The sequence below is a fragment of the Gardnerella sp. c11Ua_71 genome, assembly GCF_055818025.1.
Genome location: NZ_JARFVR010000001.1, coordinates 285,339 through 304,545, shown reverse-complemented (window position 1 = coordinate 304,545; position 19,207 = coordinate 285,339). Strand labels below are relative to the sequence as shown.

The 19,207-nt window shown below is 41.8% G+C and carries 17 protein-coding genes; 7 read left to right on the top strand and 10 right to left on the bottom strand.

The genetic code is table 11. The features are described 5' to 3' along the window. Positions 1-54 precede the first annotated feature (54 nt). The 4 genes from P0106_RS01275 (at position 55) to P0106_RS01260 (ending at position 4,968) form a co-directional block, all read left to right on the top strand. Positions 55-1,668, top strand: coding sequence for a xylulokinase (locus P0106_RS01275; protein ID WP_192382264.1), 1,614 nt, complete (start codon positions 55-57; stop codon positions 1,666-1,668). Between the two features lie 90 nt (positions 1,669-1,758). Continuing rightward, positions 1,759-2,451, top strand: a complete 693-nt coding sequence (locus tag P0106_RS01270) for an L-ribulose-5-phosphate 4-epimerase (protein WP_016817141.1) — start codon at positions 1,759-1,761, stop codon at positions 2,449-2,451. Between the two features lie 50 nt (positions 2,452-2,501). Beyond that, complete coding sequence (araA, locus tag P0106_RS01265; RefSeq protein ID WP_116773072.1) at positions 2,502-4,016, top strand: L-arabinose isomerase; 1,515 nt, start codon at positions 2,502-2,504, stop codon at positions 4,014-4,016. A 91-nt stretch (positions 4,017-4,107) separates the two neighbouring features. Beyond that, entirely contained in the window at positions 4,108-4,968 is an 861-nt protein-coding gene (locus tag P0106_RS01260) for an aldo/keto reductase (RefSeq protein ID WP_285070136.1), read from the top strand. Between the two features lie 201 nt (positions 4,969-5,169). Here the strand turns inward: P0106_RS01260 and P0106_RS01255 are convergent, their stop codons facing one another. The 3 genes from P0106_RS01255 to P0106_RS01245 all read right to left on the bottom strand — a co-directional run bounded on the left by P0106_RS01255 (position 5,170) and on the right by P0106_RS01245 (position 7,910). Beyond that, positions 5,170-5,994: an amino acid ABC transporter ATP-binding protein gene (locus P0106_RS01255; protein WP_119676038.1), complete on the bottom strand. Its 825-nt coding sequence runs from the start codon at positions 5,992-5,994 to the stop codon at positions 5,170-5,172. Then, the gene (locus P0106_RS01250; protein WP_004112052.1) at positions 5,994-6,887 is read right to left on the bottom strand and encodes an amino acid ABC transporter permease; all 894 of its coding nucleotides are present in this window, start codon (positions 6,885-6,887) and stop codon (positions 5,994-5,996) included. The genes P0106_RS01255 and P0106_RS01250 overlap by 1 nt, the downstream gene beginning before the upstream one ends. 153 nt (positions 6,888-7,040) lie before the next feature. Continuing rightward, positions 7,041-7,910 (bottom strand): ABC transporter substrate-binding protein, encoded by an 870-nt coding sequence (locus P0106_RS01245; protein WP_119676040.1) that lies wholly within the window; start codon positions 7,908-7,910, stop codon positions 7,041-7,043. Positions 7,911-8,175: 265 nt separating this feature from the next. On the opposite strand from P0106_RS01245, the gene P0106_RS01240 reads away from it, so the two are divergent. Continuing rightward, a complete protein-coding gene (locus P0106_RS01240) occupies positions 8,176-9,066 on the top strand; it encodes a 5'-methylthioadenosine/S-adenosylhomocysteine nucleosidase family protein (protein WP_285069017.1) in 891 nt (296 codons plus the stop codon). A 12-nt stretch (positions 9,067-9,078) separates the two neighbouring features. On the opposite strand, the gene P0106_RS01235 is transcribed toward P0106_RS01240, so the two are convergent. The 4 genes from P0106_RS01235 to radA form a co-directional block, all read right to left on the bottom strand. Continuing rightward, entirely contained in the window at positions 9,079-9,627 is a 549-nt protein-coding gene (locus P0106_RS01235; RefSeq protein ID WP_004575034.1) for a cupin domain-containing protein, read from the bottom strand. 77 nt (positions 9,628-9,704) lie between these two features. Then, positions 9,705-11,126 (bottom strand): amidohydrolase family protein, encoded by a 1,422-nt coding sequence (locus tag P0106_RS01230; RefSeq protein WP_473730334.1) that lies wholly within the window; start codon positions 11,124-11,126, stop codon positions 9,705-9,707. A gap of 92 nt (positions 11,127-11,218) precedes the next feature. Next, complete coding sequence (locus P0106_RS01225; protein WP_473730333.1) at positions 11,219-12,733, bottom strand: adenosylhomocysteinase; 1,515 nt, start codon at positions 12,731-12,733, stop codon at positions 11,219-11,221. A gap of 34 nt (positions 12,734-12,767) precedes the next feature. Continuing rightward, positions 12,768-14,213 carry a DNA repair protein RadA gene (gene radA / locus P0106_RS01220; protein WP_020760185.1) on the bottom strand — a complete coding sequence of 482 codons (1,446 nt, stop codon included), beginning with the start codon at positions 14,211-14,213 and terminating at the stop codon, positions 12,768-12,770. 93 nt (positions 14,214-14,306) lie between these two features. Between radA and P0106_RS01215 the strand changes: the two genes are divergently transcribed. Next, positions 14,307-14,936, top strand: a complete 630-nt coding sequence (locus P0106_RS01215; RefSeq protein ID WP_004574955.1) for a hypothetical protein — start codon at positions 14,307-14,309, stop codon at positions 14,934-14,936. A 126-nt stretch (positions 14,937-15,062) separates the two neighbouring features. Next, on the top strand, positions 15,063-15,152 hold the full coding sequence (locus P0106_RS01210) for a 30S ribosomal protein bS22 (protein WP_004268639.1): 90 nt from the start codon (positions 15,063-15,065) through the stop codon (positions 15,150-15,152). A 350-nt stretch (positions 15,153-15,502) separates the two neighbouring features. Here P0106_RS01210 and rpiA read toward each other — a convergent pair whose 3' ends face one another. From rpiA to pgm, 3 genes are all read right to left on the bottom strand, one after another. Beyond that, on the bottom strand, positions 15,503-16,201 hold the full coding sequence (rpiA, locus tag P0106_RS01205) for a ribose-5-phosphate isomerase RpiA (RefSeq protein WP_019261899.1): 699 nt from the start codon (positions 16,199-16,201) through the stop codon (positions 15,503-15,505). A gap of 117 nt (positions 16,202-16,318) precedes the next feature. Further along, positions 16,319-17,395, bottom strand: coding sequence for a ribonuclease H family protein (locus tag P0106_RS01200; RefSeq protein ID WP_473730349.1), 1,077 nt, complete (start codon positions 17,393-17,395; stop codon positions 16,319-16,321). Positions 17,396-17,429: 34 nt separating this feature from the next. Continuing rightward, the gene (pgm, locus tag P0106_RS01195; RefSeq protein WP_174142732.1) at positions 17,430-19,103 is read right to left on the bottom strand and encodes a phosphoglucomutase (alpha-D-glucose-1,6-bisphosphate-dependent); all 1,674 of its coding nucleotides are present in this window, start codon (positions 19,101-19,103) and stop codon (positions 17,430-17,432) included. Between the last annotated feature and the right edge of the window lie 104 nt (positions 19,104-19,207).

The window sequence follows — 19,207 nt, the reverse complement described above, 5'->3', positions numbered from 1 at the left end:
GATTTTCTACATATTTGAATAAATGAATCTTATAAAAGCATGCAAAGGAGCATCATGTGTGATATTTCGAGCGTATCATCTAATAAAAAAGATATTATTAATGCAAACACATATCTTGGTATTGAGTTGGGTTCAACTAGAATTAAAGGTGCTTTAATTAATGGACAATATCAAGTTATTGCAGAAGGATCTTATAAGTGGGAAAACAAACTAGAAAATGGTTTGTGGACCTATGATCTATCTGATGCTTGGCATGGAATACAATCTGTTTTTTCTCAGATAAGTAATCAAATTAATAAAGATTACCAATTGCGTTTAAATAATATTGGCGGCATTGGTATTTCAGCAATGATGCATGGTTATTTAGCCTTTGATAATAGAAATAAGTTGCTTGTGCCATTTAGGACTTGGAGAAATACCAATACGCATGATGCTCACAGAATTCTTTCTAACGAATTAAGTCTTAATATACCAGAACGCTGGTCGATAGCTCACTTGTATCAATGTGCGCTTGACAAAGAAGAGCACGTACATAATGTAGCATTCTTTACTACGCTATCTGGCTATATTCATTGGAAGCTTACTGGCAAAAAAGTATTAGGATTGTCGGATGCTTCTGGAATGTTTCCTATGGATTCAAACATTTTAAGCTGGGATGAGAATGCGCTAAATAAAATTGAGAATCTTCCTGAAATATCTAATCAGCCTTGGAATTTGAAGGATATTTTACCTACACCTCTTTCCGCTGGAGAATTTGCTGGTCGATTGACAGTTGATGGTGCTTCTCTTCTTGACCCTAGTGGCATTTTGAATCCAGGAATACCATTTGTTCCTCCTGAAGGAGATGCGGCAACCGGTATGGTTGCAACCAATACATTAAAGCCTGGTACTGGTAATGTTTCGGCTGGTACATCTATTTTTGCAACTGTTGTTTTAAAGCGCCCTTTGTCAAAAGCTCATAAAGAGTTAGATATAGTTATGACTCCAGATGGTCATTTATCTGCAATGAGTCATGCTAATAATTTCACTACAGATTTAAATGCTTGGGTTAATTTATTTGCTCAATTTGCAGATGCAATAAGAAAACCAATATCAATGGATTTGTTATATACAAGCCTGTTTAATTCTGCTGTTGATAATGGAACTGAATTTGATGCTGGAGGAAATATTAACTACTGTTTTTCTTCTGGAGAGTTTCAAGCAGGTTTGGAAGAAGGGCGATTTGTATTTGCTCGCGGTCCGCAAGCAAAACTTTCACTCGGAAACTTTATGCGTGCTCAGCTATATGGAGCATTTTGTCCAGTGACTATTGGAATGAATGTTTTAACAAAAGAAGAGCATGTTGAAATTGATTCTTTGCTTGGTCATGGTGGTATTTTTGCCACCCCCGAAGTTTCTCAGCGTATTGCTTCGGCGGCGTTTGGTGTTCCAGTAACCACTATGCCTACGGCTTCTGAAGGCGGATCGTGGGGAATGGCGATTTTAGCATCATATATTAGGCGAAAAAATATAACATTAATAGACTTTTTGCAAAATGAAGTATTTGCCCATGTGAATTCAGTTACCGTTTTCCCTCGTAAGGATGACGTGGAAGGATTCCAGAGATATTTTGAGCAATTTATGAGGTCATTGCCAATAGAACATGCAGCAATAACTACGATGCCGTAAAAATATTGTGCAAAAGATTGCTTAAGCAAGACTAAAAATAGTGTTTTCTCATCATATTTTTAAAAAATTTATTAGAAAGAAATAGTAATTATGAAAACTTTAAAAGATTATTCACAAGAAACTCAATCTGAGGTAAAACTGGTACGCGAATTAGTATCCAATTTGCATGATCAACTTATTAAATGGAATTTAGTTGTGTGGACTGCGGGAAATGTTTCTCAACGTTTGCATACTGCTGATTTAATGGTTATTAAGCCTTCTGGAGTACGATACGAAAGACTAACTCCTGAATCAATGATTGTTTGTGATCTAGATGGGAATGTTGTTGATGGATCCTATTCTCCAAGTTCTGACACAGCTTCGCATGCTTATATTTATAGGAATATGCCTGAAGTATTTGGAGTAGTGCACACTCATTCGACTTACGCTACTGCTTGGGCTGCTATTGGAGAAAATATACCGTGTGGATTAACAATGATGGGAGATGAGTTTGGAGGCTCTGTTCCAGTTGGACCATTCAGGTTGATTGGTAGTGAGGCAATTGGACAAGGCGTTGTTGAAACATTACGCAAATATCCTAAGTCGCCAGCGGTTTTGATGCAAAATCACGGTCCATTCGTCATTGGAAAAGATGCAGAAAGTGCTGTGAAAGCTGCTGCTATGACGGAAGAAGTAGCCAAAACAATGTGGGCTGCTAGGCAAATAGGGAAAATAATCGATATAAAGCAAGAAGATATTAATTCGCTTAATAAACGATATCAAAATGTTTACGGACAAAACTAATAAAAATAATCTAAAGACAATTACATATATAAGTCGTATAGGAGTAAATAATGGCTATGGAAAATCCTTTTGAGAACAAAGAAGTGTGGTTCGCTGTAGGTTCACAAGAACTATATGGTCCAGAAACACTAGAACAAGTGGCAACACAAGCTAGAGAAATTGTAGATTATTTAAATAATAAACATTCGATACCTGTGAAAATTGTTTTGAAACCAACCTTAAAGTCATCTGACGCTGTGCGTAATTTTATGGTTGATGCTTCTTCAAAAGAATCTTGTATCGGTGTGATTGCTTGGATGCACACGTTCTCGCCAGCAAAAATGTGGATTCGCGGATTAGAACTGTTGCGTAAACCTTTGCTTCAGTTGAATACTCAGTATCATCGTGAAATACCTTGGGACAGTATTGATATGGATTTTATGAATTTAAATCAAGCTGCTCATGGAGATAGAGAATTCGGTTATATTGTTTCTAGACTTGGTATCAGAAGAAAAATAGTTGTTGGTCATTATACGAACCCAGAAGTTTCGGATCGCATAAATGCTTGGGTTCGTGCATGTTTAGGCTGGTGGGCGTCTAACAATATGAACGTTATGCGTTGGGGAGACAATATGCGTAACGTTGCAGTTACTGAAGGAGATAAAACTGAAGCTGAGAAAATCTTTGGTGCATCTATTAATACTTGGTCTGTAAACGAATTAAATTCATATGTTAATCGTGCTACAGATAAGCAAGCTAAAGATTTGATAGAAGATTATAAAAATAAATACAATGTTGATCCAGAATTATTAAATCAAAAATATGATTCTCTGTTAATTGCAGCTAAGCAGGAAGTTGGAATGGTATCCATGATGCGTGATTATGATGCTACTGCTGCAGTAGATAATTTTGAAGATCTTGGTGGTCTTTCCCAACTTCCAGGAGTTGCTGCTCAACGTTTTCCTTCCGAATATGGATGGGGTTTCTCAGCAGAAGGGGATTGGAAAACCGCAATATTGGTTCGTTTGGGATTAGTTATGGGGTATGGTCTTGAAGGTGGAGCTTCTCTTATGGAAGATTACTCGTATCATTTTGAGCCAGATAACGAAATGATATTAGGATCACATATGTTAGAAGTTTCGCCTTCTATTGGAAGTATTCAAAAACCTCGTCTTGCTATATACCCATTGGGTATCGGCGGAAAATCAGATCCTGTTAGACTTGTGTTTACTGCTGCTCCTAAAAAGGATGCTGTTGTGGTTTCTCTTGCGGATATGTGCAGTAGATTTAGACTTTTAATGAATGTCGTAGATGTTGTAGAGCCGTCTGGAAGCCTAAAGAATTTGCCTTGCGCTCGCGCCATGTGGAAACCGCAGCCAAGTCTATCTTTGTCTGCGCAATGCTGGTTATTGGCTGGTGGATCCCATCATACTTGTATGACAACGTCAATTGGTAGAGAAGTTTGGGAAGATTTTGCGCGTATCTCTGGTGTTGAACTAGCTGTGATTGATAAAAACACTAATGCCCAAGATTTTGAGCGCAATCTACAGATTTCTCAAATGTATTACAAGCTTAATGTTAAGTAATATTGGCGTTATTGCATCTCTAGTGAGGAGTGTTTGTTGTGTTATTATTGCCTTTGAAAATAATGGTCAATTATAGCGAAGGGGTGTTTTAATGAATGAAGATATGCACATTGTGCCTAACATTTTATTATCGGATGGCAATTCTATACCACAAGTTGGTTTAGGTGTACTTCGAGTTGATAAAGTAAGTATGCATGATGTTGTAGAAAGCGCTCTTTCGCTAGGATACAGACATATTGATGCTGCAGCTGGATACAACAATGAGAATGAACTAGGCGAAGTATTGTGTGCAACTGGTTTTAATACTGGCGAATTGCGTGAAAACCTATGGGTGACTACAAAGGTTAGAGATTCACAGCAGGGGTATGACAGTACTTTGAAGGCTTTTGATTCTCAGCTTGCGGATCTTTGCTTGAACTATGTGGATATGTATATGATTCATTGGCCTACACCATTTAATTGGCGTTCTGCAGAAACATGGAAAGCATTTGTTAAGTTGAAAGAGGAAGGTAGGGTGCGTTCGCTTGGTGTGTGTAACTTTATGCCTTCTGATTTGCAGCGTTTATATGATGAAGTTGGTCAGTGGCCTCAAGTGAATCAGATTGAATTACATCCGAGCTGGCAGCAGTCTAATGTAGTTGATTTTTGCAAGAAGCACAATATTGCTATTGAAGCGTATTCTCCATTGGCGCGCGGACGTGATTTGAATATCGGCGATGGTGTTCTGGAAACTATTGCTAAGAATCATGATGTTACTTGTGCTCAGGTGATTTTGCGCTGGCATATTGAGCATGGATACATTATCATACCTAAATCTGTTTCAGCAAATAGGCAACTTGAAAATATTGATGTTTTTGGATTTAGTCTTGAGGATGAAGAAATACGCGCAATAGATGATTTGAACACTAATGAGCGAATGGGGCATGACCCTGCAACGTTTAGTTATGCATGATTGTGTGGCGTTTGTTTTATTTGTATTTGTGAAGGGGTTATATATGTGACTTATTGATTCCTTGTCATCGAGGCTACGAGTGATTAATGGTGGACAGTATAAGTGAACAAAAAATTTTCGTAGCTTTCTCCTATAGAGCGGCATGAAGTTTGTGTTTTACATGATCTTCATGCCGCTTTGCCTGTGTTTGTTCCTAAAAAATCAATGGCGGAAAGACTTAAAGAAGTTTTGCGTTTCTGGGTCGCTGCAAGCATCCATAACTTCGTATGGTGTGCCATTTTCTGCAACAACGCCGTTTCGCAGCAAAACCACTCTATCGGCAGCTTCGTGAGCAAAATGCATCTCGTGAGTAGCCATTAAAATCGTGGTTCCTTGCTCTTTTAGTTCCGCAACCATGTCTAGAACTTCGCCAACAAGCATTGGGTCTAGTGCGGAAGTAATCTCGTCTAAAAGTAAAAGTTGTGGGCTTGTCATAAGCGCGCGTGCAATCGCTACTCGTTGCTGCTGTCCGCCCGAAAGCTGATCCGGATAAGACTTTGCTTTATTTTCTAGCTTAATCCTAGATAGAAGCTCCATTGCGCGGCTTTCTGCGCGGTCTTTAGCCCAATGGTGAACTTTGCGCGCAGCAAGAGTCACATTGTCTAAAACGCTCATATGAGTAAAAAGATTGAATTGCTGGAACACAACTCCGATTTGAGACCTAATTTGATCCTGATTTATACGAGGATCTGTAATATCTGTGTTTCCAAGCCAAACTTGACCGTCGTCTACTCGCTCAAGCAGATTAATGCACTTCATAAGAGTAGATTTGCCGCTTCCAGAAGGTCCTAAAAGAGCCACCACTTCGTGAGGCGCAATATCAAAAGAAATGCCTTTAAGAACAGGTGTTGAGTTATATGATTTTCGAATATTGCTTAAGCGCAAAACTGGGGTTGAATCCGTGTAATCACTTGCATTTGTTTGATTGTTTGCGTTTATTTGCTCGCTCATTTGCTGACTTACCTTCTGGTTTGTTAAGTTATTCATCACACGGTTCCTCCGTTTAGCTCGCGTTTGCGCAGCCTTGCCGTATACCAATCGTTTAGAACAATAAACGGAATGCTCAGCGCTATAAACACAACGCTTGCTACAACGTATGGAGTGAAGTTATAAGAAGTTGCAACAGATATTTGCGCGGCTCGAACAGCGTCTACAGCGCCCAAAACCGATATAAGTCCTGCATCTTTTTGCATAGATATAAAGTCGTTCATTAAAGCAGGAGCCACTTTTCTTAAGCCAAGAGGAATTACCACTAATCGCACAGTTTGCCCAGATGTTAAGCCAAGTGATCTTGCGGATGCTCGCATAGACGGATGCACGTCTTCAAATCCTGCGCGCAATACCTCTCCAACGTATGCGGAGTAGCTCATAACAATGGCAATTGTACCGAGTATTGCTGGTGGGATTCGCCCAAAAAGCTGTAATCCTGGTATGCCAAAGCCGATTAAGTAAAGCACAACAAGCATTGGTATGCCGCGCATAATAGTTGTGTAGAATTGCGCTATAGCTCGCAAAGGGAAAAGCATTGGGCTTACGCTTGTACGAATAACTGCGATTAAAGTTCCAAGTATTGCTACTCCAATAACAGCGAAAACAAGCACCTGCAGATTAAGCATTAAGCCCTGCAAAACAGATGGCAAAGATAACATAAAGTACTTGCCAGAAAAGAACGTTTCGCGCACTCTTGGCCAACCAGGGCTCATCGCAAGTGCCGCAACGCACACGCCAAGTAATACTAAGGTGCTTATTATGCTTGTTAAAACTGATTTAAGATTTTGCTTTTTGCGGATTGACCTACGCTCAAGCTCGATATTGCTTAAAGCGTATTCCCCAGCGTTGTTTGATTCACTGTTTAATGCATTGCCGTTAAGTACTGTCATTGGCGGCACTCAAGCCTTTCGACATAATTAATGATACGCACTATTGTAAGCACTTTTATGTGACGATTGGGTTACAAGTTGCTTACAATAATGCGTATTGGTAATGACGTTAGTACGATTTTTATTTATTTTTATTTATTTTTGGTTTAGTTTTTACTTCAGAACTGGCACATTAGTCGTATACTCTGCAAGCCACTTTTCTTGGAGTTTCTTCAAAGTGCCATCTTTTTCTAACGCATTCACAGCCTTAGTGACGTCTGCAGTAAGCTTAGAGCCTTTTGGAAGTACCAATCCAGTTCCTTCCTTATCTTCCGATCCTGCAATCTGTCCAAGAACAACACCATCTTTAACCTGCTTGCTGCGCACAATGTTTACGGAAGATGGAGTATCTATAACAAGTGCGTCAATCTGCTTAGAATCAAGAGCCTGAACCAAAGCGTCATTATCGTTAAAGGTTTGAATATCGCTCTTAATCTTGTCTTTAGCAAAGCTGTAGCTTGTTGTTCCAACCATTGCGCCAATTGTAGCGGTTTTAAGGTCTGCTAATGTCTTCGCGTTAGCAAACTTGCTATCTTTTTTGATCACAACACCCTGAGTTGCGTTGTAGTAGCTTGGCGAAAAGTCTACTGCCTTCTTGCGCTCTTCTGTAATAGAGAACTGTTGAAGGTTAAAATCAAAGTCTTTTGGTCCTGGGGTTACTGCGGAGTCAAAGGTTGTGCGAACCCACTTTACCTTGTCTTTATCGTATCCGAGTTTCTTTGCAACAGCGTATGCTACTGCAGATTCGTATCCCTTGCCGTTTTCTGGCTTGTTGTCGTACATCCAAGGTGTGTAAGTTGGCTGAGCTGTGCCGATTGTCAAAACGCCTGGGGTAATCGTCTTTTGGTTTGGATCTTGTGCGTTTTGGCTGCCGCATGCTGCTGTGCTAACCATTGCTGCCATTGCTAATGCTGCTGCTGCAATTTTTGTAGCAGCGACTGCTACGCGGTTGGTGTGCAAGTTGTTGTGTACGAAAATAGCCATTTTTTCTCCTTGTTTTTGCTAAAACCTTAAGATTTTTCGCTTATTTGTTTTTTAAGCGATTTAAGTAGGTTTTGCGGCCGTACATTTGATAGTTTATAAGACGATAGACGCATTTAAGGCTTAATTGTTACAGAATTGTTATCGCGATTGTTTATAACGCGCTATATTTTGTTGATTTAATACGTGGTTTTGTGGTGATTAAACTTAAGTCGTAGTATGTTAAGTGTCAGTTACATACGGTGTGTTGCTTTTTGAGGAGTATTTTATGTTAAATAATTTTGAACATAGCGCGGCTGACGATTTTTCTGAAAGTTCTAAAGATTTTAGTCATCTTTCAAAACTTGCTGTTATAGTTGCACTTCAAAAAGAAGCTCAGCCTATTCTTCAAGCATTTTGTGGGGATTATAAAACTTGGGATTCGTATGGGGTTACTTTTATTCAGGGCAAAATCGCTTCGAATAGCAAAGGTGAAAATCCTACTCTCACAATATGTGTTGCTGGAATGGGGAAGTCTGCTGCAGCCGCTGCAGCTCAAGCGTTGATAATCGAATCCAATCCACAAGTGTTGATTTTTAGCGGAATCGCAGGTGCTTTAAATCCGCGTCTTAATGTTGGAGATATTGTTATAGGCAAGAAACTTCACTATTTAGAAACAAATACGCAGATTATCGCAGAGTGTGCTCCGTACAAATCTGTTTTTGAATCAGATTCAAAATTATGCGATTTAGCTGTTAAAGAGGCGCAATTATTAGGATTTAGGCTTGAGAAGTCTTTGGAGGAATCCTCTTCGGTTGCTGGCGACTTATCCTCGGACTTTAAGCAAAGCGCGTCTAATGAAAATAGCGTGTCTAACGAAAATTCAAACAACGTTGCTTATTTGTGTGGAAACATAGCAACAAGCGACCAATTTAACACAGATCCTAATATTTTAGACGCTGTGCGAGCAACGGTTTTTGGCGATTGCGAAGAGATGGAAGGCGCTGCTGCTGCACATATTTCTGCTAAAAACGGTGTTCCATTCCTTGCGATTCGCTCAATGAGTAATCGTTGTGGAGAATCATACGAATCTGTGGACTCGCATAAGGATGATTTAGTTCTTGCAGCTAATCAAGCAGGATCGTTAACTTTGCGTGTTTTGAAGGCGCTTGTTAAATAACTGCAGACTAGTTTACTTATTTGAATCGTTTTGTTCTGCTAAATCAAATCCGCTGAAAGTAAATCCAGGGCTTACTACGCAAGAAACAAGAACATCGCCATCGCTTGGTATTGTTCTCTGCCATGTCCCAGCAGGAATTACAAGATGTCCGCGCGTGGATAAGCCATTGCATTCCTTAGTGTTTCCAAGAGTAAAACGCTGCAAATCTGCCTCATCACAAGGGGTTTGACCACATCCACCAAGTTCAATCGTAAGATTTGACGGTCCATGCCATAGCCAAATCTCGTCTGCATCAACTTTATGCCATGCGCTTGAATCGCCAGAAGGCAAAAGGAAGTAAATAAGAGAGGCCAATGGTCTTGGTGCGTCTGCGCCAGCGTTTTCGTCAATTTTCGTATTGTTTGTGCTCGCGTTTGAAGTATTTTCATTGTTGGTTGCGCTATATAGTTGCGCTGCTTGCCAGTCGCGGGTGTACCATCCGCCTTCTGGATGGGCTTCTAGCTGTAATTCTTTAACAAGATTTTTGGCGTAATCACTCATATTTTCTAAACTGACACTCATAATGCATGCTCCTTTTATTTTTCATATTTGCGTTAAATGTGTTCGTTAAACGTGTTCTTATCTGTGCTTGCATCAGATTATTGAGCAAAAGCACCATTATTGTATACAAGATTTCCAGAAATAACTGTTGCTTTTGCACTACCTGCACCGTGACGCACAAAATTGTGCAAAGTCTCTTCAACTCCTTGTGGCGAGCTTGTGTCTGTTGGAATATCAAAGAACGCAAGGTCGGCTGTTGCTCCAGCATTAATTTGACCAATTCTGTGCGGTCCTACGTGTAAGCCCATAACGCTTGCGCCGCCTAAAGTAAGCATGCGAATAATTCGATGTGTTAAATCATCTTTTCTATACCCTTGCGCTGTTGCTAAATCATAGACTTTTGCAGCGTCGTCTAAAACGTCTAAAGATGGGGAAGAAGATAGTGAATCCGTACCAATCGCAAGCAAGTTTCCTTCTTCCATGTAGTCGCGAATTGGCGCGTCTCTTTCCGTAACAGTAATGCGGTTGGATCTTGGGCACAATGCCACTCCCACTCCGCGTTGACGCAAAATTCTTCGGTCTTCGCCATCTGCCCAAACTCCGTGCGCAATATGTACGTCTGGTCCAAGGGATCCGAGCTGATCCAAAAACTGAATTGCGGAAGCTGTCATTCCATGTGCTTTAAGTTCGCTGTAGCTCGCCCAAACGTTAGCATTCCAATCTGGTGCGGAATACGTGGTGAGTGTATCGGCGTGATTTCCAGCCTCCATAGGTGTTTCTGCTAAGTGTATGTGCAAGCGCATGTTTAGCTGTCTTGCAATGTCTGGCAAATCCACAAAAGGTTCGGTTTCTAGACTGTAAGGTGCGTGTGGGCTAATTCCTATACTCGGCACTCTGCCGTTGTCCATCATGTGCCCAAGCATCTCGAGCAGCTTAGCGTAGCCTTCTTCCTTCCAGTCAACGTTTTTCCAGCCCATTACCTCCCAATAGGCTATCCCGTGCATGCCTTGGCTTGCAAGCGCTCCAACTGCTTCGATATCAGTTACAATGTCGGCAGCTGCAGTAGTGCCAGCTTCCACCATCATTCTTGCGCCTTCGTATGCAGAAGTTTTCCAAGTCATCAATGATGGGTTATGCTGTTTTTCTTCTTGTAATTTGTCATAAACAACATTGAATCCTTCTTCCCAATCTCTAAAATTGCGGTATTCGCCGCGGCCTACGCTTGCCATATTAGTGTATTGCAAATGCGTGTGTGCGTTTATAAGACCTGGTGTCATAAGACCATGCCAATGTCGTTCGTTGTTAAACATTTTCCTATAGGAATCGTTTGGCATTTCATCTTTTAGAGTGTCTAATACCCACTGTCTTGTTCCAACGTGTACAACTCGCCCATTCGATACTGCTACAGCTCCTTCGGGAATAATAGGACCTGTTACTGGAATAACCATTGCCGCACTGTATAATGTGACTTCGCTAAGCGGAGTTGGATGTGCAAGTTTGCGTATTGGATCTGTAAGCATTGCGTTCCTTATGGAATTATCGTTTAACTAATTTTGTTGCTGTTACTCTATTATTGCTTAGATTTATTATGATTTGGTTAATTGGATTTCATCTAAATGTTTTCTTCTTCGGCAAATCTTGTTAAATCCCATCTGTAACCATTATTTTTATTGGATTCGCTAGCACTATATCCGCGTTCTGCTAATGCTATGTTTGCTATTTGTTCGTCGGAGCTTTCGGGTAGTTGGTAGATTCCAGAATCAAGAGGATTCTTGTCGCTATTTTTCTTGTTTTTCCCATTGTGCTCTAGCAAATACGCTACGGCGCTCACTTGAACAGCAAAACTAAAGTCCATAATCTCAATAGGATTTCCGCCACCTGTAGTGTAATTTGTTCCGTCTCCTTCACTTATTAGCGTGATTTGCGGACCATTTGGAATCTGTATTTTTCTTTGTGGAGTTCCAACAACTGGCTTAAAATCAGGGATTTCGTCTAGTGCAATCTCGTTTGCGATTCCGCCAATTACAGCCAAAATCGCGTTTTCTTGCATGCTTTGCATATGCTGCAATGTAATCGTGTGTCGAACGCCTGTTGCAGAAACAATCATATCGCTTGTATCAACAGTGCATTCAAGATTTTTAGCTTCAAAACCGTCGAAAACTGCGCGCAAGGACTGTACAGGATTTGTGTCGCAAATTGTAACTTTCGCGCCTAATGCGCGTATTCTTAATGCAAATCCGCGACCAACTGGTCCATATCCAACAACAGTTACTTTAGCGTTTTCAAAGCATTCACTCCCAAGAATTTGTTGCATCGTAGTAACACATGTTTCGCCAGTTCCATGTCTATTGTCGAAATCGGTTTTTAGAGCGCTGTTATTTACTGCGATTACAGGGTAGCGTAAACGACCCGCTTTTTGCATTGCTTCAAAAGCGCGCACTCCGCTAGTTGTTTCTTCTGCAACTCCTATTAGATTAGCTGCGATTTGCGGGCGTTCCAGGCTTGCTAGGCGCGCAAAACTAGCTCCATCGTCGATTATTATGTCTGGTTGTATTTCGTCTAAGAGTTTTAGCGCACCTTCATGAGTTTGTTCAGGTGTCCAATCTCGGTTTGCTTGTACTAAAATGCCTTCTTTTGTAAGCTGATCTGCCACTCTCTGGTCAGTTTCATCTGGACCACAAAAAACGCCAACAATCGCTCCGTGCGCGTGCAATGCTCTAAGCAATACAGCTGTTTTTGGTTCCAACACAAGACAAACAGCTATTCTAACGCCTTCTAAATTAAGACCACTTTCTTGTAAATTGTTAAGTAGCGTGCGCATTACTGGCATATGTTTTTGCGCGTAATCTATTGCGTCTTTTCCGCTTAAATTAGGCGCATTAACCATAGTGTTTTCTATATTTTCGTAAGATTTAGTGGCGTCAAAATCTGCGTATTGTTTACAAGTTGTAGGAATTATTCCCCAAGATTGCGCGCTCTGTAAGAATTTTTCCACATCACTATTTTGGTCACTATTTTTAGCATTCTCATTTTGAATATTGTTATCTCCAATAAACACGCGTGCCCCAGCAAGAGATTGGTTAGTTCTCTGCGAAGTAATAGCAACCCATTCGCTAAAATCAATCATATTAAACTCCTAAAAGCTCCTATATTTATTATCCCTATAATCCAAGTGCGTTCAAAGCTTCTCTTAAATTCTCTACTTCGATTATGTCAATACCGGGAATGCTAATTTTCTTTCGCATATTACACACGATCGCACGCTTATAGCCGATCCTAGATGCTTCTCTAATTCTAGGTTCCATTCTAGAAGCTGGGCGAATCTGACCAGTAAGACTAATCTCACCAATCGCACAAGTTAAAGGTAAAACTGCCTTATTTTTTGCTGCGCTCGCCAAACTTGCCACTATTGCTAAATCGCAAGCAGGTTCTTTCGCCTTAGCTCCAGCAATCGTAGAAACGTAAATATCTTTAGACAAAAGATTTAATCCACCATGTCTATATAAAACAGCGGTAAGCATGGCAATTCTGTTTGTATCTACTCCAGAAACTGCGCGTCTAGGGGCTGGCAGAACCGAATCTGTAACAAGAGCCTGAATTTCAATAGGTATGCTTCTGTGTCCTTCTAAAGTAAAAGTTACGCACGTTCCTTCGTTTTTACAATCTCCATTAGAAGACAGGAACAGCCCAGAAGGATCTGGAACCTCTTCAATACCATCGCCACTCATGTCGAAGCAGCCAACTTCGTCTGTAGGTCCAAAACGATTTTTAACAGCGCGAAGCATGCGTAATGCGGTTTGACTATCTCCTTCAAATTGGCAAACAGTGTCTACAAGATGTTCAAGCGTGCGAGGACCTGCAATCGATCCGTCTTTTGTAACGTGTCCAACAAGAAGAATTGGAATATCGCAAGTTTTAGCAACGTCTATAAGCGCGCTAGCTACTTCTCGAACTTGAGTGGAGCCTCCTGTAATTCCTTCAACATCGCTAGAAACAATAGTTTGAGCCGAATCAACAATTGCAAGAGTTGGCTTATATTTTTCGATTAGCGCTAAAGCTGTGTTTAAGTCTGTTGTAGAAGCAAGAAGAAGATTTTGACTTATGGCATTTATTCGTGATGCGCGCAATTTTACTTGCGACTTTGATTCTTCGCCAGAAATATACAGGACTAAATTTTTTGTGTATTCGGCAGTGTTTTTCGCGGATTCGTTGCAATTCTTGGCAATTTTTCCTGCTGTTTCTAAAAGTAGAGTAGATTTTCCGATTCCTGGTTCGCCTGCTATAAGCGTGACTGATCCTGGAACAAGCCCTCCTCCTAAAACGCGGTCAAATTCGCTAAATCCTGTGTGGATTCGCATGCCATTATCTGCTGTAATTTCACTGATTGGCTGAGCATCTACGCTAGAATCAAGATTTGTTATTGTAGAAATGTTATTTTTTGCATTTCTAGATCTTGTGGAGGCTCGTGAAACTCCGCTTGTAGCTTTAGACTCGTGAAACTCGTTTAATGTTCCCCATTCGCCGCATTCTGGACAGCGACCATACCATTTTGAACCACTCCAACCGCATTCGGAGCATAAGTAGTAAGTAGTAGATTTTGCAGCCATGATTTGACGCTAGCTGCATTTGTAGACATTTTACCGTCATACTTTTGTGAGATAATCCAAGTATGTTGAACAGTGTTATGTGGGGTAAAAAATATGAATTCTTATGCGAATAATCCTTCTAACTCGACTTCATCTGTATCTGCTTCTCATAACAACTTACGAAAAGTTCTTATAGTTGCCGTAATAGTGGTCGTTTTAGCTATAGTTTCCGCATTCATATGGCCTGGCTGGGCGTTAAATCGCCAGCAACCGCAGTCTGCTAAAACTCAGGTGTCTTCTGCAAAAACTCCGTCAATTAAGTCTAAAGATTTGCCTAGTACATCTACTGCACTGTTAAGATCTATGCCAGATAGTGTTCTTGATTTTGCGCGTGTTGATGCTTCTCCTAGTGCTAAATGGTCTTCCGCATCTCCTTTGGAAGAATACACTGTTAGATATTCTACGGGAGAATCTGGCAGTGATGTTTCAGTCGTTGTTGCTCAATGGAGTAGTCGTGATTTAGCAAATAAGCAATATGAGCTTTTGACTGATGCATTAGCTGGAAGTGATATTGCTTCTGGAAAGATTCAGGTTGCTGGTAAGACCACTGGAAGCTATGTTTTGAAGGCAGATGATAATAGCAAAACTAAGGCTAGTGCTATCTGGCAAAATGACACTGTTGTATTTGAAGTGACTGGTTTAAAACAGTCTGTTGAAAGATTCTATAAGCAATTCCCAATGTAACTTTCGTAGTGATATAGGCTGTTTTGTATGTGTTTTTGGAAAATTTTGTTTTAAAATTTTCCAAAGTCGTCAAAACGGTGTAACATTAGGCAAGTTGCACACTTTACATATGAATGGAGGCTTCAGATGGGTTCTGTCATCAAGAAGCGCCGCAAGCGGATGAGCAAGAAGAAGCACCGCAAACTGCTGCGTAAGACTCGTCATCAGCGTAAGTAGTAGCTGCTTGGCGCGCCTGCCCGTTTGGGCACGTAACACTTTTGAAAGCGTTGGATTTTTCCAGCGCTTTTTTTTATTGCGCTTTGACTGAGCTTGAAATTGCATAGTGCGTTTCAAGCTCCTTCAAAGCGTGATTTGGCTCAATTGTGAAGCACGGTGTGCTTCACACGCCAAATCAGCCGAACGGTTAAGCCGTGAGGAATAAGCGCGAAGACAGGTAGTCACGCTGCATGAGTGTCCCATTTTGCCTGTTTTGGGACACTAGTGCCGTAATAATGTGTGTCGTAATAAAAAAGTAGAGCCTACAAAATCGCAAGGCCCTACTTTTTAGCTTATTTACTTATTCGCGGCTACTTATTTGGATTTGTGAGTGTGCGAGGTCCGTTTGGATCGCCAACAATCACAGTATCGACCATGTTTAAGAACAATCCGTGTTCTACAACGCCAACTGTTTCAATCAAATCTTTAGCAAGCTCTTGTGGGTGGTCAATGCGCTCCAAGTGCAAGTCAACAACAAAGTTATTTTCGTCTGTACGCACTTCCTTGCCATCCGCGTCAAGACGCAAAACTGGCTTGTATCCGCGCTTTTCAAACTTGCGAATCACTTGTGCGGATCCGAATGGAATTACCTCAACAGGAAGTGGGAACTTGCCGATTGTATCTACAACCTTGCTGGCGTCCACAATCCAAACGATTTTATCGGAGTTAATTGCAACAATCTTCTCCCAGAGCAATGCTGCGCCGCCGCCCTTAATACCGTTAAAGTTCTTATCTACTTCGTCAGAACCATCAATCGTAACGTCAATATGATCCACATCGTTAATGTCGAGAATCTTAATTCCGTAGCCCTCTGCTTGTTCCTGAGTGCGGCGAGAAGTTGTGACACCAGTGAAGCTCAAGCCTTCTTCTTTTACTCTGCGACCGAGTTCATCTACAAGAAAACGAACAGTAGACCCAGTTCCAAGTCCAACCATCATGCCATTTTTTACAATCTTTGCTGCCTCAATGCCAGCTGCCTTCTTAAGAGCATCTTGCTGTGCTTTATCCATTTGTGCCTACTTTCTTGTCTTTCTTGCTGGCGTGGCTAAAATACCAGCGTGTTTATAGCGATTTTTACTAACCGCCACTTATTTCATACATACTACATATTAGTCTGCGTTCAGATTTTATTCTGTTTTGTTTGCAGCTTTTGTTTGAATATAAAATTCGGTTGGATCTAGTTTAAGAGTGCCGTCTGGCTGAACATATCCGCTTACCTTTATGTTTCCTAATATGTAACGTGGTTGACCATTAAAGCTTGGGCTTGTGTTTGGAGCAGGTGTGAATTGTAATGTTCCAGATACGCTTAATCCTGGCACTACTTGATATTTTTGTTCTGTTTTATTTTGAGATTGTTTATTTTGAGATTGCGTATTTTTACGCGACTCGTCGGATGCTTTCGATTCATCCTGTGTATTACTGTTATGCGTAGTTGAATCGTTAGCAACGCTGTTATCGGAGTATTTAATGGCATCATCATCGGATGTTTCACGTTTTGTTTCACGATGCGAATCGCCTTTAAAATCAGGATTAATATCCTTACCAACGCATCTTCCCATGTGATATTCTGCATCAGAAATCTTGCCGTCTAACAGCATTTTTGCGTCTTCTGGTACATCAACACCGTCTGCATATGTAGAAGAAATCAACGATTTCCATCCTTCTAATGGCAGGTATCCATCCTTCAATCTGCTGCGACAATCTTCAGCATAAGTTCTAGCCAGCTCATCAACTTTCTCGTTTCCTGCGTTTCCAGCGTGTCCCTTAACCCATACGAACTTAACAGAGCCTTCGCGTTTAGTAATCTCCGAATCGATTGCGCGAATCAAATCTGCGTTTTTTACAGGCTCTTTTTTGGAGTTCTTCCAACCGTTCTTCTTCCACCCATGAATCCACGTGGTTGAGCAGTTTATAGCGTATTGCGAATCAGTTTCGATTGTAAGATCCTCGCTGCCAGGATGTGCTCTCAATGCTTCGAGTACTGCGCATAACTCACCGATTTGATTCGTGCCATTTGTGGCTCCGCCTGCATCCGCGTTTCCTGCATGTTGATGCTCGTGCGTGCTTCCTGCTTCATCAGTGTGGTCTGCCCAAGCCCAACCCATTGATCCATTTGGATTTCCAAGTGCTGAACCATCGGTAGAAACAACAATCATCACAAAACCTTTCAAAAATGCGCCGGTTGCAGATTGCAACCAGCGCAGTTAGTAGATTCTTTACTTACGAAAGATTATTACGTTACGCTAAAGCCTTGTCTACTACAGCAGTAGCTTCCTCAAGCACCTTATCAAGTGCCTCTGGAGAAACGAAGGACTCAGCATAAACCTTGTAAATGTTCTCGGTACCAGATGGGCGAGCAGCGAACCAATTGTTCTTGGTAGTAACCTTCAAGCCGCCAATCTTTGCGCCGTTTCCAGGAGCTTCCGTAAGCTTTGCTGTAATATCTTCGCCAGCAAGCTTAGTCGCTTCAACATCGTCGCCGCTAAGAGCCGCAAACTTTTGCTTCTGTTCAAGAGTGGTTGGAGTATCTACGCGCTTGTACCAGCTTTCGCCAAAGCGAGCAACCTGATCCTGATGAAGCTGAGCAGGGTTCTTACCAGTTTTTGCAGTAATTTCTGCAGCGAGCAAATCAGGAATCAAACCATCCTTATCGGTGGTCCACACGCGGCCATCCTTGCGCAAGAAGCTCATGCCAGAGCTTTCCTCGCCGCCGAAAGCAACTTCGCCACTAAAGAGTGGGTCAACAAACCACTTAAAGCCAACAGGAACTTCCACAAGCTTTGCGTTAATAGAAGCAGCTACGCGGTCAATCAAAGAAGAAGACACAAGCGTCTTGCCAATAGCAGTATTCTTTGGCCAATCTGGGCGAGCGCCGCCGAACAAGTACTCCACGCACACTGCAATGTAGTGGTTCGGGTTCATAACGCCCCAATTCGGGCACACGATACCATGGCGATCGGCATCTGGATCAGTGCCTCCAACCAAATCGTACTTATCCCAAGCGCCAGCGTTAAGCTGATCAACTAAGCCCTTCATTGCGTAAGGGGAGCTTGGGTCCATACGAATCTTGCCATCGTGGTCAATAGTCATGAATCGCCAAGTTGGGTCAACTTCTGGACGCACAACGCCAATGTTTAAACCGTACTTTTCGTTCATAAGTGGCCAGTAGTTTACGCTTGCGCCGCCGAGTGGGTCAATTCCCAAACGCACGCCGCTAGAGCGAATCACATCGAAATCGATTACATTAGCCAAATCGCTAACGTAGTGCTCGCGGTAATCGAAGCCTTCAACCAAATCAGACTTGATTGCTTCCCCGAAAGGCACGCGCTTAACGGACTTGTAGTTGTCGAGCAATTCGTTTGCGCGAGCTGCGATTGCGTTAGTTACGTCTGCTGGGGCAGGGCCGCCTGTTACAGGGTCGTACTTAAAACCTCCGTCGGTTGGAGGATTGTGCGAAGGAGTGACTACAATGCCATCTGCCAAGCCGTCTCCGCTAAAGCGCTGAGTACCGTCGGCTGCGCGATTATGCGTCAAAATAGCCTGAGAAACAACAGGAGTTGGCACGAAATCGCCGCGAGAATCCACGCGAACGTGAACTCCATTAGCAACCAAAACCTCGATAGCGGTTTTTTGAGCAGGCTCAGAAAGAGCGTGCGTATCTCGACCAATATAAAGAGGACCAGTTACGCCAGCCTTCTTGCGATATTCAGCAATAGCTTGAGTAATAGCCACAATATGAGCTTCGTTAAACGAAGTTTTTAAAGCAGAACCACGGTGACCGGATGTGCCGAAAATCACGCGCTGTTCTGGAATATTGGAATCTGGAACTTCATCATAGTAAGCGCCAACCAAAGCATCGACGTCTACTAGATCTTCTGGGGTGGCGGGCATTCCCGCATTTTTTGCTACCATAATTTTTTATTTTGCCACGGCGACGGTATTTTCTAATGTATTTTTCTATTTGTTTCTATGAGAGGGCTGGCTAATTCTTGTCTCACAACGCTCTGCCTCTTACG